This is a genomic window from Methylosinus sp. C49 (assembly GCF_009936375.1).
Taxonomy (GTDB): Bacteria; Pseudomonadota; Alphaproteobacteria; order Rhizobiales; family Beijerinckiaceae; genus Methylosinus.
In genome coordinates this window covers 133,566-148,073 of record NZ_AP022333.1, presented here as the reverse complement: position 1 = coordinate 148,073, position 14,508 = coordinate 133,566, and the positions used below count along the sequence as shown (strand labels likewise).

The window sequence follows — 14,508 nt, the reverse complement described above, 5'->3', positions numbered from 1 at the left end:
ATGTTCTGGCCGCGCGGCTCAGGCCGAGCGCAGCTCCTCTGCTCCGCCTTCCGCGCGTTGGAACTCCACTCGGCTCGAGGATCTGATCGGTTGTGGGGCGCGACTCTTGCGCAGCGCGATGCGGAAGGTCGCGCCGCCGCCGCACGTTTCGACGATCGAGATCGATCCCCCCATCAGCTCCGCGAGCGTCTTGGAGATCGCGAGGCCGAGGCCGGTTCCGTGACCCTTGGCGTCGCGCCGCCAAAAGGGCTCGAAAATCCTGTCGCGGTCCGCGTCCGAAACGCCGGCGCCATGGTCGGCGATTTCGACGATGGCGCTCGGCAGCACGCGAACGTCGACGACGCCCCCCGGGGGCTCGGCGCGCAGCGCATTGTCGAGCAGATTGGCGACGACGCATTCGAGCGCCCATTTGTCGCCACGCGCGATCGTCGGCGTCGACGGCGGCTCGAAGGCGATGCGGCGGCCGTTCTCGATCATCAGCGGCGTGTAGTCGGCGACGATGGCGAGGACGGCTTCGCCGAGATCTATGTCCACATCCGCGGGCGCCTCGCGGATCGAGAAGCGCGCGGTCGCCAGCAATTGCTCGACGATCGTCTGCACGCGGCGTATGTCGCGCTTCATGTCGCAGCGAAAGGCGGCGTCATCGGGATTATCGGCGTGCGCGCGCATGATCGCGATCGGCGTGCGCAGCTCATGCGCCGCATTGGCCGTGAAGCGGCGCTGCGCGGCGACGCCCGCATCGAGCCGACCGAGCGCGTCATTGACGGCCTCGACGAAGGGCGCGATCTCCTTGGGCGCGTCATCGACGCCGAGGCGCTTGTGCAGCGTGTCCATGTCGATCGCCGCCACATCCGCTGCAGCGGCGCGAAGCGGCGCGAGCCCCCGGCGCACGACGAGCCATGCGATGGCCAGCGCGATAAGCACGGCGGGCGCGATGACGATGGCGCTGTGCAACGTCAGGAACAGCCCCGAGACGGCGTGGAGATCGCTCCAGGCGAAACGATAGCCATAGGCCGCGATGGCGCAGGCCGCCGAGCCGGCGGGCATGCGCCGCAACGCGCCACGCGCCCGCGCGTCGCCATCGCCCGCGAGGCGGAATTTCAAAGACGCGGCCTCGAGACGGTCGAGGCCGCTGAGCGCCTGCACCAGCTCCGGCGACGAGCCGGGCAGGGCGCCGCTCCGGCAATCGAAGGCGGCGTAGCGCGCCAGCGGATTTTCCGCGAGATAGGCCCGCAGCTCCGGCGTCGGCTCGAGGCGCGCCGCGCCAGCCTCGTCGCGCGTCAACGAGCGAGCGACGAGGGCCTGCAGGCGATGCTCGCCCCAATCGTCGCGCGAGATCTCCCAGCCGGGCAGGACGCCCGACACGGAGACCAGGAAATCCACGATCGGAACGAGCAGCAATGTGCCGGCGATCTGCGTGATCGCGAGATAGATCATCAGGCGCAGCGCGAGCGACCGGCGGCGCATCACGGCGAAGCTTTCGCGAGCATGTAGCCGATCCCCCGCGCCGAATGAATCTCCACCTCGGCGCCGAGCTCGGCGAGTCGTCTGCGCAGACGCGACACGAGAATATTCAGCGCATTGACCTCGACGTCGTCGTCGAACCCATAGACCTCCTCGACGAGCCGACCGCGCAGCACGATGCGTCCGGCGCTACGCGCCAGCGCCTCCAGCAGAGCGAGCTCGCGGCGATGCAGCACGACGGGCGCGCCGTCCACCAAGACCTCGCGGGCGGCGAGATCGAAGGCGAGCCGGCCGATCACGACGGGCGGCGTGACGGGGCCGCCGGCGCGGCGCAGGCAGGCGCGCACGCGCGCCATCAGCTCGTCGAAATCCACCGGCTTGGCGAGATAGTCGTCGGCGCCGGCGTCGAGCCCGCTGACCCGCTCGCTCACCGCCTCACAGGCGGTGAGGATCAGAATGCGGACATCCGGCTGAAGACGCCGAATTTCAGGCAGGAGGTCGAGCCCGTCGCCATCGGGAAGGCGTCGGTCGAGAACCGCCAGACCATAGCGGTGACAGGCGAGCGCGGCGCGGGCGTCGCCCACCGCGCCCACATGATCGGCTATGAAGCCCGAGCGCCCGAGCCGCAGGGCCAGCGCATGGGCCATCTCGGCCTCGTCCTCGACCAGCAGGACGCGCATCAGGACACGCGGAAGCTAGAGCACAGCCCGAGGCGGGCGCTGCCGGATAGGAAGCTGCGATACATTTTTTCTGTCGCTCCGCCGCACGCGAAGGGCTCGATCATAAGGCATGGCGCATCCGGCGCGCAACCTCTGGCGCTGCGAGCGAGAAATCCCCGTCCTCGCGGCTCCATGTTATCTCCGTGAAAGGTTGGCTCCCTACGCCCGACGCGGATGCGGCGCGTCCAATCGAGGGAATTGAGCAAATCAGGAGGCCAAATGCTCGATCGCGATCTTCTGCGAAGCGTCGGCGCGAATGCGCTGGCCATATTCTGCCTGGGCGGCGGCGCGCTCGCCCAGGAGCTGCTGCCGCCGATCGAGATCGACGGCGCCCGTCCGCGACGCGGGACGGAGGACGTGGGGCAGGGGACCCCGACCGTTCAGACGACGGCCGGTCCGGTGCGCGGCTATCGAGCGGAGACCGCGACGGCGACGCGTCTGGCGACGCCCATCCGCGAGCTGCCGCTGTCCATCCAGGTGATCCCGCGCAAGCTCATCGACGATCAACAGGCGATCTCGCAGAGCGAGGCCTTCCGCAACGTCTCCGGCCTGCATGCGGTCGATCCGCTGTTTCCGGGCGGAACCGGGCCGAGCCTGCGCGGCATGCGCGCCGAGCGCTATGTCGACGGCTTGCCCAATTACTATGATCTCGGCGTGCGCGATCTGCTCGCCAATGTCGAGCGCATCGAGGTGCTGAAAGGCCCTGCGAGCATTTTGTTCCAGGGCGGCGCGAGCCCCGTCGGCGGCGTCGTCGATGTCGTGTCCAAAATGCCGACAGCGGAATGCTTCGCCGAGGCCGGCGTGCGCGCTGGCGGCTATCGTTTTGTCAGCCCCTATATCGACGTCAATCAGCCGCTCACCGACGATAAGAGCGTGCTGTTCCGTCTGACCGCGCAATATGAGTCGACGCATTCCAACATAGACGTCGTTCACCGCCGCAGCTATTCGATCGATCCGACGCTGAAGATCGCGCCGAACGAGGACACGTCGCTCGTCGTGCAAGGCCATATCTCGCGTCGCGATCAGCCCGACTATCCTGGTCTTCCGGCCACGGGAACCATCGACCGCTCCTTCTATTCGCTGCGCCCGACGAGCTTCCTCGCCAATTCGCACATGCCCGACGCGACCACGGAATCGTCGGGCGTGACCGTTCGATTCGATCATCGCTTCGACGAGACGTTCTCGACTTTCACCAGCGCGCGTTGGACCTCTTCGCGAATGTACGAGCCGTCGCAAATTCCCTTCTCCGGCAATCTGCCCACCTTTTCGGTCGACCCGTCCTTCGGCGCCTATGGCGGGCCCAGCCAATTCGCTATGCTGAACGTGATACTCGCGCAGCAGCTCGACGAATTCGCGATTACCTCCAATGTCGTCGCCAAATTCGACATGGGGCCGACGCAAAATCGCTTGCTCGTCGGCGGCGATTTCAATCGCGTCTGGGAGCGTGGACGGATGGCTGCGGCCTATGCGACCGGCCCGGATTCGAGCATCTATGGTCTGTTCGGCTTCCCGCAGCCGACCGATTTCCGCGCGCCCGTCTTTCCGCTCTACGCCAATCCGCTGCCCGGCCAGTCCGGCTATGCGGTCTTCAATGCGAGCAATAATCAGTATCAGAACGCCGGCGCGACCGTGCAATTGCAGTCGACGATCTTCGATCGCCTGCATTTCCTCGGCGCTTTGCGCGTCGCCATGATCGACATCGACAGTTACGAGGGCGCCTATACGCCGCCGCGCACCTTCTCGACCAGCGAGACCAAAGTGCTGCCGCGCGCCGGCGCGACCTATGACGTTCTCGATTGGCTGTCCGTCTATGGAAGCTATTCGCAGGGCCTGCGCGCCGTCACCTTCTTCAACGGTCCGAATGGCGCCGCGCCCAAGCCCGAGGGCTCGGAGCAATTCGAGGCGGGCGTCAAGCTCGACGGACTCTATGGCCTCTCCGGCACGCTCGCTTATTTCGATCTGAAGCGCACCAATGTGCCGACGACGGCGCTCGGCGCCCTCACGCAGACGCAGTCGGGAGAATGGCATTCTTCCGGCTTCGAGGCCGACCTCGTGTGGCAGCCGACCGCCGAGCTCTCCATTCTCGCGAGCTATGCGCATATCGACGCGAAAATCTCGCGCAATGCGAATCCGAAGCTGCAAAATGTTCCGCTCAATCTCGCGCCGCCGGATTCGGGGCGGTTGTGGGGTAATTACGCCTTCACCGGCGCGCTGGCGGGCTGGTCGCTCGGCGCGGGCCTCTACGCCGCTTCAGGTCAGGTCGTCGAGCTCGGCCAACCATGGACGACGAGCGGCTATGTCGTCTTCGACGCGGCGCTCACCTATAAGCACGAGAATTTCACCTTCGCCCTCAACGCCAAGAATCTCGGCGATCGGCGCTATCTCGTGCAATACCCCTATCTCTCGGGAAATCTGGCGCCGGCGGAAGGACGCACCTTCTTCGTCACCGTCTCTGCGCGAATGTAGGAGCGACGATGAGCGAGATCGACCGCCGCCGTTTCGGCGAAGGAATCGCGGCCTTTGCGACGCTGCTGGCGAGCGGTTCGCTCACGGCGGCGGAGGCCGCCGCTCCGCCGCCTTCGCATGACATGTCCGCCATGCCGGCGCATTGGATGGGAAAGGAGAAGATCGCCTTTCTGATCTATCCAGGCTTCACCGCGCTCGACATGGTCGGTCCGCAATATATGCTGGCGAGCCTCATGGGCGCGAAAGTGGAGATCGTCGCCAAGACGAAAGAGCCTGTGCGCAGCGACACCGGGCTCGTCTTCACGCCCTCGGCGCGTTTCGAGGATGCGACGGAGGTCGATATACTCTGCGTTCCCGGCGGCTCGAACGGGACGCTCGCCGCCATGCGCGACGAGGCGACGCTCACCTATCTGCGCACGGCGTCGCGCAAGGCGAGCCATATCACCTCCGTTTGCACCGGCTCGCTGCTGCTCGGCTCGGCGGGCCTGCTCGACGGCTACCGGGCGACATCGCATTGGGTGACGAAGCCGCTGCTGCCGATCTTCGGCGCGACGCCCGCCGATGGGCGCGTCGTGCACGACCGCGACCGGATCACGGCGGAAGGCGTGACGGCGGGGCTCGACTTCGCGCTCGCGCTCGTCGCGCGATTGCGCGACCGGACTTACGCAGAGGGCGTGCAGCTTCTCGCGCAATATGCGCCGGAGCCGCCTTTCTCGGCCGGCGAGCCCGAGACGGCGCCGCGCGCGGTCACGACAATGATCGAGAGCATGTTCGTCGGGCTGAAGCAAGATATGAGCGACGCCGGAAAAGCCGCCTTCGCCAAGACGCGAAGTCGCTGACGCGCGTCGAGAGCTCGTCGGGCGAGTCTCGACCGGCCCGCTTGCTCATCGTCGGCTCGGCTACGGGAACTCGGCCGTCGTCTCGACAATCATGTGGCGATGGCGGCGTCGTTGACAAAAATCACGCTCGCGGCGCCGACGACGGTCTAATGATCTCGGGAGGCCGATCCGGCGGCGGCAATATCGCGCGCGAGAATCGACTGGACGATACGGTCGTGCTCGTCCCAGGATTTTTGCAGCCGCCCTTCGAGCCGAAATTGCGCGCGGCGGAACGGCGCCGGCCGGCGGCGCATCTGTGACGCGAGCTCGCGTATATACGGTCGCGGCTCGTCACGAGAGCCGAGCATATGCGGCAAGAGCATAAAATCGCCGCACGGCTCGGAGTCCGATATCTGGTCGCGCAGGTCGGCGCGGGAAAGGCCCCGCGATTTCTTGTTCGGGGGAAACGCGGCGCTGCCGCCGCTAGCCGGCGTCGATGATAGGATCCCTCAGCCGCCGAACCGGGCATATTGCCGCCCCTGCGGTCAGGATCGCCACGATTTAGTGCAACCACTTGCAATACCGTAACATTTTTTAAAAAAATTCGCCGCGCCGCGCCCAGGTCCGTGGACATGAATATATATTCTAGTTATATGGCGAAAAGCGGCGCGGTCGGCGGGGCATCAACTCGAATGGACATAAATAGCAGGACACATTGCTCTCGTCTGAGCAAAATATATGGCGTCTCATTCCTGGCGCTGCTCGGAGCCGCCTCGCCCACGCGAGGCCAGGAAGTTCTGCCGTCGATCGATATCGGCGTCGACAGCGCGCCTCGACCCGATCGAGGGAGAAGCGCCAACGATCGCTTTCGCTCCGGGCGACCGGGCGACGCATTGAGCGATCCGGCGACAGACAATATGCCGACTCCCAAGACCTCGGTGACGCGCGAAGGCATCGAGATTCTCGGCGGTCCAGCGCAAGCGAGCTCCTACAAGGCGCTCGACATGATGCCGAGCGTCATCGAGGACTCGGCCGATCCTTACGGCCTGTCCTTCAACCGCAGCATCACGGTGCGCGGCGTGTCGGACTTCTTTCTGGCGCGAACGATCAACGGATTGCCGATCCAAGGCATTGTCGGCGGCGCCGATCTATTCGATCTCGACGACATCGGCCGCATCGACCTCTATCGCGGAAGCATTCCCGCAAATCAGGGCCTCGGCTTCTCCAACGCAGCCGGCGTGCTCGACCTCAATCTGCTTCCGCCGAAAGAAAAATTGAGCGGGACGATCTCTCAGGGCGTCGGCTCCAACGGATTTCATCGCACTTTTGCGCGCATCGACTCCGGGCGCTTGCCGACAGGAACGTCCTTCTTCGTCTCCGGGTCGATTGCCGACGCGGAGAAATGGAAGGGCGAGGGCGATGCGCGACGCAAGAATGTCGCTTTCGGCCTCACACAATCGCTCGGCGACCAGCTGGAGGTCGCTGTCTATGGCGTCCACAATGATCAGAAGGCGAACAGCTATATGCCGCTGACATTCGCGCAGACGCAAAATCTCGGCGCGACGGCCTTTTTCGACTATAACACGAGCCTCACAGGAAGATCGGGGATCGACGCCAGCTATTACACATTCAACCGCACCCGCCATGTGACGAATGCGATTTTCGCCGAGATCGCCTATCACATCGATCCGACTCAAACGATCGTCGCAAAGCCCTATTACTGGCGCAACACCGGCTATCAAGAGACGGTCGCCGGCGCGAATGTCCGCTTGTGGCCGATCAGCAATTACAATCTCGGCGGCACGATCGAATATAGCAAGCATCTGCCGTGGGACGCCGATTTCCTGCTCGGCTTCTGGGCTCAGTCGACGGAGCCGGAGCCGCCGCCCCTGCATCAGAAACTCTATACGGCGACGCCGCTCGGCACGCTGAATTTCTTGCGCTATTCCACGCTCGCGACGAGCGACACGCACAAGCTCTTCAGTCCCTACACGCAATATACGCAGACCTTTGGCCCGACGACCGTCTCCGGCGGCGTGCGCCTCCACATAGAGAGCACGCCCAATCTGCAGTATTTCAACACGGCAGGTCTGCCCGACGTCGCCTATTCAGATGTGTGGAGCTTCCGCCCGTCGCCGGACACGAACGCCAGCGCGCCCGAGCTGACCTATTACGAATGGCTGCCCAATCTCGGCGTGCGCCATCGCCTTTCGGAGGAATGGAGCGCCAGCGCCAGCTATTCTCGCAAGGTCGGCCGCCCGGACTGGGGGCCGCAGGCGAGCGCTTTCCTCGGCGCCGAGGCGGCCTTTCTCGCGAAGGGAATCAATCTCGCGACGCTCATGGGACGGATTCGGCCCGAGACGGTCGACGCGGTCGATGTCGGCCTGCGCTATCAGACCGGCGATCTGACGATCGCGCCGACCTTCTTCGGTTTCTGGACGCATAAGAAGGAAGTGCTGGTCTTCGATCCCGCCGTCGGACAGAGCTATTATCAGAGCAACGCCGCCACTGTCGGCCGCGGCTTCGAGCTCGAGACGAGCTGGAAGGCGACCGATTGGCTGACGCTGACCGGCAGCGCGACAATCGCCGCCGAAACCTATGTCGCCGATGTCGCCGCCGGCGCTTCCTCGATCATGCGCGTCGGCGGCAAGCAGACGCCCTATACCCCGCGCTATTCGGCCAAGCTCGCAGCGACCTGTTATCGCGACGGCTTTTCGATCACGCCGGTCTTCCGCTTCAACAGCACGCGCTACGGCCTCGCCGACAATACGCAGGCGGTGAGCCCGTACGCGCTCGTGGACGTTACGGCGTCCTATGAGTTCGGCGGCAAGCTCGGCCTGACGCCGATGACCGTTTCCGCCGGAGTGAGCAATCTCTTCGATCATCGCTACATCAGCGCGATCTCCGTCACCGAGACAAATCTGAACAGCACCTCCTATTTCGTCGGCGCGCCGCGGACGATCTTCGCCGGCATGTCGGCGTCTTTCTGACGGCCATGCGAGGGGACCCGTCCATGTCGATGCATTTGACGCGCATCGTCTGCCTCGCTCTGGCGCTGCTGGCGTCGGGCGCGCCGGGCGAATGTCGAACGATCCTCGACATGGACGGGCGCCGCGTGACGCTGTCCGACGAGATCTCGCGCATCGTCACGATCGGCCCGGTTCCGGTTCTCAACGGTTTTCTCTTCGCCTTCGGCCGGCAGCAGGCGATCGCCAATGGGCTGCCGCGCGAGCTCACGCGCAAATATCAATTCGTCTTCGCCCCCGATCTCGCGACGCGGCCGGTGGTGCAGAGCTCCGCGGGCCTCGCGGTGGAGGATATCGTCGCGCTGCGGCCCGATCTCGTTTTGACGATGGATCGCAGCGCAACCGACAAGCTCTCGGCCCTCGGCCTGCCCGCCGTGCTGCTGAAATGGCGTGAGCCGGACGACGTCAAGACGCTGATGAGGCTCTTGGGAGAAATCCTCGACGAGCGGAAGAGCGCCGAGGATTATATCCGCTATTTCGACGAGACGCTCGCGCGCGTCGCGACGACGCTCGGCCCGATCGAGGAAGCGCAACGACCGCGCGTGCTCTATGTGAATTATCGCCGCCTCACGCAGCCGCACCGAATCGCCGAATGGTGGATGGCGCGCGCCGGCGGACACAGCGTCACCGACGACCGAAGGACGGAGGAGAGCGTCACTTTCTCGCTCGAGCAGATGATAGGCTGGAACCCCGAGGTGGTGATCGTTCCTGATCGCGCGGAGGTCGAGCTGGTGAAGGCGGAGCCGCGGCTGCGCGACGTCGCGGCTGTGCGCAACGGCCGTGTGCATGTGGCGCCCGGCGGCGCGCATCTTTGGGCCAATCGCACGATCGAGCAGCCGCTCACCGTGCTCTGGGCCGCCTCGATTCTCTATCCCGAGAAATTCCCCCGCGCAGCGCTCGAAAACGAGATGCGATCCTTCTACGATCGCTTTTTTCATGTGCCGCTCGGCAAAGAGCAGATCGATGAGATATTGGCGGACTCTCCCGGGCGTTGACCGCGCGCCGATCGCTGCGCTGATCCTCGCGCTCGGCGCGCTGATCGTCGCGTCACTGGCGATCGGTCGCTATCCCCTATCGCTGACGACGATCGCCGCGACGCTTCTCGGCGGCAACGAGCGCTCGCAGGTCGGCGCGACGGCGGAGACGATCATCTTGATGGTGCGGCTTCCGCGCATCGCGACGGCCATAATGATCGGCGCGGGGCTTGCGATCGCGGGCTCCGCCTATCAGATCGTCTTCCGCAATCCCATGGCCTCGCCTGCGCTGCTCGGGGTCTCCGCCGGCGCCGGCTACGGCGCCTCGCTGGCGCTGCTGTTCCATCTCCCGACTCTCGGCGTCGAAGCGGCGGCTTTCGCGGGCGGGCTCGCCGCCGTCGGCGCCGCCTATCTCGCGGCCCGCAGCGTCGGCGGCAATTCCCTCGTCACCCTCATCCTCTGCGGGATGGCGATGTCGGCGCTGTTTCAGGCGCTGATCTCGCTCGTCAAATATGTCGCCGATCCGATCGACACGCTGGCCACGATCACCTTCTGGCTGATGGGGAGTCTCGCCAAGGCCAATGCGATGGACGCCGCCACCGTCGCCGCGCCCGTTCTCCTCGGCGGCGGCCTTCTGTACGCGCTGCGATGGCGCATCAGCCTGCTCGCGCTCGGCGAGCGAGAGGCGGCTGCGCTCGGCGCCGATGTGACCCGGCTCCGCACAATCGTGATCCTCTGCGCGACAGCGATGACGGCGGCGACCGTCTGCGTCGCGGGCATCATCGGCTGGGTCGGTCTGCTCATTCCGCATATCGCGCGGATGGCGTTCGGCATGGAGCCCGGACGCGCCTTTGTCGCCACCGCGGCTTTGGGCGCGCTTTTCGTGCTCGGCGTCGACGATATCGCGCGCTCGGCCTCCGCCATCGAGATTCCACTCGGCGTGATGACGGCGGTGATCGGCGCGCCTTTCTTTCTTTTCCTGGTCATGCGGACCAGAGCCGAGCAATGGTCGTGACGGCGGCGCTGGAAATCGTCGATCTTTGCTTCCGACGCGGGGCGAAGCGCGAGCTCACGCTCGATTCGGTCTCCTTCGCGCTGCGCGCCGGCGAGCTGCTCGCGCTGCTCGGCCCCAATGGCGCCGGCAAGAGCACGCTCGTGCATTGCCTGCTCGGTCTCGCGACGCCCGAGCGCGGAACGGTCCGCGCGCAAGGCGACGAGCTGCGTGGCCTCTCGCGCCGGGATATCGCCCGGCGCATCGCCTATGTGCCGCAATCGGGATATAGCGCCTTCGCCTTCACTGTGGAGCAATTGGTGCTGATGGGCCGCACCGCGCATATCGACGGGATCGGCTCGCCATCGCTACGCGATCGCGAGATCGCTCGCCGAGCGATGTGCGACATCGGCGTCGATCATTTGCGCGCCGAGCCCGTCACGCAGCTCTCCGGCGGCGAGCGCCAGCTCGCGCTCATCGCCCGCGCCGTCGCGCAGGATGCGCCGATCATCATCATGGACGAGCCGACGTCGAGCCTCGATCTCGGCAATCAGGGCCGCGTTCTCGGCTTGATGAAGAGCCTCGCCGCCGACGGAAAAGCCGTGATCATGACGACGCATCTCCCGGATCAGGCGTTCAATCTCGATGCGCGCGTGGCGCTGCTGCGCGGCGGCCGGCTGATCGCCGAAGGCCGCGCGCTGGACGTCTGCGACCGCGAGTCGATGAGCCGCCTCTATGGCGCGCCGCTGCTGAGGCTCGAGGATGCGGAGGCGAGGGGCGTCGTCGCCTTCGTTCCCGAGCTTTTCTGAAGACCGGCGTCGACGAGCGGCCGCGCCTCCCTCGCGAGCAGGGCCAGCGACTTCTCGAGCAGCGGCAGCGGGAGAAATCCGAAGAAGGCGCTCAGCGCATTGAGATAGGTGACGCCGAGCTCCGCGTTGAGCGCGAGAATTTTTTGCGCGCAGGTCTCGGGCGAGCCCACGATCACCATGTCGCGATAGAAGTTCTCCGGCTCCAAATCCGCCTCGGCGACGACTCCCTTACGATTGAACAGGCCGAAGCCGCGCAAACGCGTCGTCAGCTTCTCGACCGTCGGCCAGAGCTCCTCCCGCGCCCGCGCATCCGTTTCGCTCACATAGACGAAGCGGCCGAAGGGCGCGCGGCCGGGATCGCCGCCGGCCACGACATAGGCGTTCAGCAAGCGCCGTTGATTGGCCATGCTGGTGATGCCGTGCAGGATGAGCGAATGGCCCTCATGCGCCGCCCAGGCGGCAGTCTCGTCCGTATAGGTTCCCATGAAGATCGGCGGATGCGGCCGCTGCGTGGGCTTCGGCTCGATGGAGAGCAGATTTTCGCCGAAAGCGATCTTCTCGTCGCTCCAGGCGCGCCGGATGAGCGCGAGATTGTCGCGAAACAGCGTGTTCACATCCTCGGCCGGAACGCCGTAAGCCTCGAGATAGCGCCCGTTGCCGCCGCGCGAAATTCCAAAATCCACGCGACCGTCCGAGAGCACGTCGAGAGTCGCGATTTCCTCGGCGAGGCGGATGGGATGATGCAGCGCGAGCAGCAGCACCGAAAAGCCGACGCGTAGCCTTTTGGTGCGCGCGAGCATCGCCGCGGCGAGCGCGATCGGAGAATGGCAACGCCGTCCTTCCACCTCGATGATGCTGCCTTGGAAATGCTCCTCATTGATCCACATCGCGTCGAAGCCGAGCGCCTCGACCTTCTCGACGAGATCGAGCAATTGCGATGTCGAGACGGACTCCAGCCCACCGCCGCAGCCAGACAGACCGATGCGGAATCGCTCGCTCGGTCGCGGGGATTCGAGCGACGGGCTCGCACGACCGAGTCTGTCGTCCACACTCTCAACAGCCTCGGGTCTCAATCGAACGCCCTCCATTTTATATATTTGATTTATATATCGCAAAAAGCCGGCTCGCAATAAGGAAGTCGATGATGGGCCGAGCCGCAGCGAGATTCGTCCTCGATGAGCGATGGATCGCCGATGGACGAGCGCTTCGCAGCATGGTCGGCTGTCTTCGAGGCGAACGCATCTGCGCGGATGAAATGCCGCCGCATGAGCGTCGCTCGCCGAACGAGGCCGGCCTGCAATTCACGCAGAAGCGGTCGACGCCTCAGGCGAGATCATATTCGTAACGCGAATAGCCGGCTTCCTCTCGCACCGTCGCGCGCAGACCGGGCGCCTCGGCGAGGCGGCGGGCGGCCGCCGGCGCGGCGTCGAAGGCGACCGTGACGCGCCTGCCGAGCGGCGCGAAGGACCAAGGCCTCGCATCGGGGATCGCGCCGCCCCGGCGCAGGAATCGCTCGACGGCGTCGCGATTGGAGTCCGGCGCGCGCAGCACGATATTTCGTCCATCGAGGCCGGGAAATTTTCCGCCGCCGTCGGCGCGGTAGTTGTTCGTCACCACGACGAACTCCTGCGCCGGATCGATCGCGCGGCCATCGTGCCGCAAATCGACGATGCGCGCCGTGTCGGCGGACAAAAGATTGCCGCTCGAATCATAGCGCGCCGGCGCCGAGACGTCGATCCGGTATTCGAGGCCGGCGATGACGTCGAAATTGTAAGACGGCGTGCGCCGATCGATCAGCAGCTGCGGCTCCGCCGCGTCGCGATCGATGCGCCGGAACACGCGCGCTGCGCATTCGAGCCATTCGCGCAGCTGCGCGCCGGTCACGCGCACGGCGACGAGCGTGTTGGGATAAGGGTAGATATCGGCGACATGGCGCAGCGCCACGCCGCCGGGCTCGAGATCGATATAGGCGTCGGGCGTGTAGCCCGCGCGAAATGGCGCGACGGCCGACAGCAGCGGCAGCTTCGCATGCGGCGTTCCTTCGAGCAGCGGGCGCGCATAGGCGATCTGCGCCGCATTGACGAGCGCGCCGACAGGATCGATCCCGATCCAGACGAAATAGGAGAAAAGCGGCGTCGCGATCTCGCCGATCGGCTCGTCGACCCAACGCCGCGTCGCCTCATGCTCCGGCGCGACGATCGTCGCAATGGCGGGATCGGCGTCAGCGAGCGCGACGACTTTGCCCGCCTCTCGCTTGTAGATCGGCCGCGCTCGCGTCTCGAACGTGTCGACGATCCAGCGGTCGCCGTCGCGCGCGAGCGTGAGATCGATGACGCCGAGATGGCTGCCCCAGAAGCCGGGCATCACCGCCGGCACTCCCGCGAGTGTTCCGCGCTCGGCGTCGACGCCCGCGACGCCGGCGTAATCGGGGCCGGGAAAGACTCGATGGGCGTGACCCATCATGATCGCGTCGACGCCGGGAATGGCGGCGATCTGCAGACAGGCGTTCTCGGCCCCGGCCCCGGCGCGGGCGTCGATCCCAGAATGGCAGAGTGCGACCAGCACATCGCATCGCTCGCGCAGAATGGGCAAATATCGGCGCGCTGCAGCGACCATGTCGCCGCAGCGCAGACGGCCTTCGAGATGCGACTTGTCCCACATCATGATCTGCGGCGGCGCAAAGCCGATGACGCCGATCCGCAGCTCCCGCGAGACGCCGCGGTCATCCAGCAGCTCCCGCGTGAGAATGCGGAACGGCGGCAGAAAGGCTTCGCCGTCGGCGCGCTCTATATTGGCGCCGACATAGGGAAAGGCGGCGCCCCCGAGCGCGCGCTCCAGAAAGTCCAATCCGAAATTGAATTCGTGATTGCCCAGCGTCGCCGCGTCATAGCGCATGTGGTTCATCGCGCGGAACACGGGATGCGGCGCGCCCGGCGCGAGCCCGCCGTCGCGCGCGACATAATCGCCGAGCGGGCTGCCCTGGAGAAGATCGCCATTGTCGAAGAGCAATGCATTTGGCGCTTGCGCGCGCGCCTGCGCGACGAGGCTGGCGATCTTGCTCAGCCCGACCGTCGGATCGGGCCGCGCGTGATAATAATCCCAATCCAGCACGAACATATGCAGGTCGGAGGTCTCGAGCAGACGCAGCTCGAGGCGCGGCGCGGCGCGCGCAATGGTCGGAAAGCCCGTGGCGAGCGCGGCGCCGCCGACGAGGAGCTCACGTCGCGTGATCGGCATGGGC

Annotated in this window: 11 protein-coding genes; 6 read left to right on the top strand and 5 right to left on the bottom strand. The window is 65.6% G+C overall.

The genetic code is table 11. The features are described 5' to 3' along the window. Window positions 1-18: 18 nt before the first annotated feature. Together GYH34_RS19055 and GYH34_RS19050 are read right to left on the bottom strand one after the other, a co-directional pair. Window positions 19-1,467, bottom strand: a complete 1,449-nt coding sequence (locus GYH34_RS19055) for a HAMP domain-containing sensor histidine kinase (protein WP_161915191.1) — start codon at window positions 1,465-1,467, stop codon at window positions 19-21. Then, on the bottom strand, window positions 1,467-2,144 hold the full coding sequence (locus tag GYH34_RS19050; protein ID WP_161915190.1) for a response regulator transcription factor: 678 nt from the start codon (window positions 2,142-2,144) through the stop codon (window positions 1,467-1,469). Before GYH34_RS19050 ends, GYH34_RS19055 begins: the two co-directional genes overlap by 1 nt. Window positions 2,145-2,402: 258 nt before the next feature. On the opposite strand from GYH34_RS19050, the gene GYH34_RS19045 reads away from it, so the two are divergent. Together GYH34_RS19045 and GYH34_RS19040 are read left to right on the top strand one after the other, a co-directional pair. After that, entirely contained in the window at window positions 2,403-4,649 is a 2,247-nt protein-coding gene (locus tag GYH34_RS19045; RefSeq protein ID WP_161915189.1) for a TonB-dependent receptor, read from the top strand. Between the two features lie 8 nt (window positions 4,650-4,657). Further along, a complete protein-coding gene (locus tag GYH34_RS19040; RefSeq protein WP_161915188.1) occupies window positions 4,658-5,488 on the top strand; it encodes a DJ-1/PfpI family protein in 831 nt (276 codons plus the stop codon). Window positions 5,489-5,634: 146 nt separating this feature from the next. Here the strand turns inward: GYH34_RS19040 and GYH34_RS19035 are convergent, their stop codons facing one another. Further along, window positions 5,635-5,781: an FCD domain-containing protein gene (locus GYH34_RS19035; protein WP_244635410.1), complete on the bottom strand. Its 147-nt coding sequence runs from the start codon at window positions 5,779-5,781 to the stop codon at window positions 5,635-5,637. Between the two features lie 603 nt (window positions 5,782-6,384). Here GYH34_RS19035 and GYH34_RS19030 point away from each other — a divergent pair. From GYH34_RS19030 to GYH34_RS19015, 4 genes are read left to right on the top strand one after another with little or no spacing between them, the layout of a single operon-like run. Further along, the gene (locus GYH34_RS19030; RefSeq protein ID WP_161915186.1) at window positions 6,385-8,457 is read left to right on the top strand and encodes a TonB-dependent receptor; all 2,073 of its coding nucleotides are present in this window, start codon (window positions 6,385-6,387) and stop codon (window positions 8,455-8,457) included. A gap of 23 nt (window positions 8,458-8,480) precedes the next feature. After that, complete coding sequence (locus tag GYH34_RS19025; protein WP_161915185.1) at window positions 8,481-9,488, top strand: ABC transporter substrate-binding protein; 1,008 nt, start codon at window positions 8,481-8,483, stop codon at window positions 9,486-9,488. Continuing rightward, window positions 9,457-10,482, top strand: coding sequence for an iron ABC transporter permease (locus GYH34_RS19020; RefSeq protein WP_161915184.1), 1,026 nt, complete (start codon window positions 9,457-9,459; stop codon window positions 10,480-10,482). Before GYH34_RS19025 ends, GYH34_RS19020 begins: the two co-directional genes overlap by 32 nt. Continuing rightward, window positions 10,473-11,267: an ABC transporter ATP-binding protein gene (locus tag GYH34_RS19015; protein ID WP_161915183.1), complete on the top strand. Its 795-nt coding sequence runs from the start codon at window positions 10,473-10,475 to the stop codon at window positions 11,265-11,267. The genes GYH34_RS19020 and GYH34_RS19015 overlap by 10 nt, the downstream gene beginning before the upstream one ends. Here the strand turns inward: GYH34_RS19015 and GYH34_RS19010 are convergent. Both GYH34_RS19010 and GYH34_RS19005 read right to left on the bottom strand, forming a co-directional pair. Beyond that, window positions 11,192-12,316, bottom strand: a complete 1,125-nt coding sequence (locus tag GYH34_RS19010; RefSeq protein WP_244635409.1) for an LLM class flavin-dependent oxidoreductase — start codon at window positions 12,314-12,316, stop codon at window positions 11,192-11,194. The genes GYH34_RS19015 and GYH34_RS19010 overlap by 76 nt on opposite strands. A 274-nt stretch (window positions 12,317-12,590) precedes the next feature. Next, complete coding sequence (locus GYH34_RS19005) at window positions 12,591-14,504, bottom strand: bifunctional 2',3'-cyclic-nucleotide 2'-phosphodiesterase/3'-nucleotidase (RefSeq protein WP_161915181.1); 1,914 nt, start codon at window positions 14,502-14,504, stop codon at window positions 12,591-12,593. Window positions 14,505-14,508: the final 4 nt, after the last annotated feature.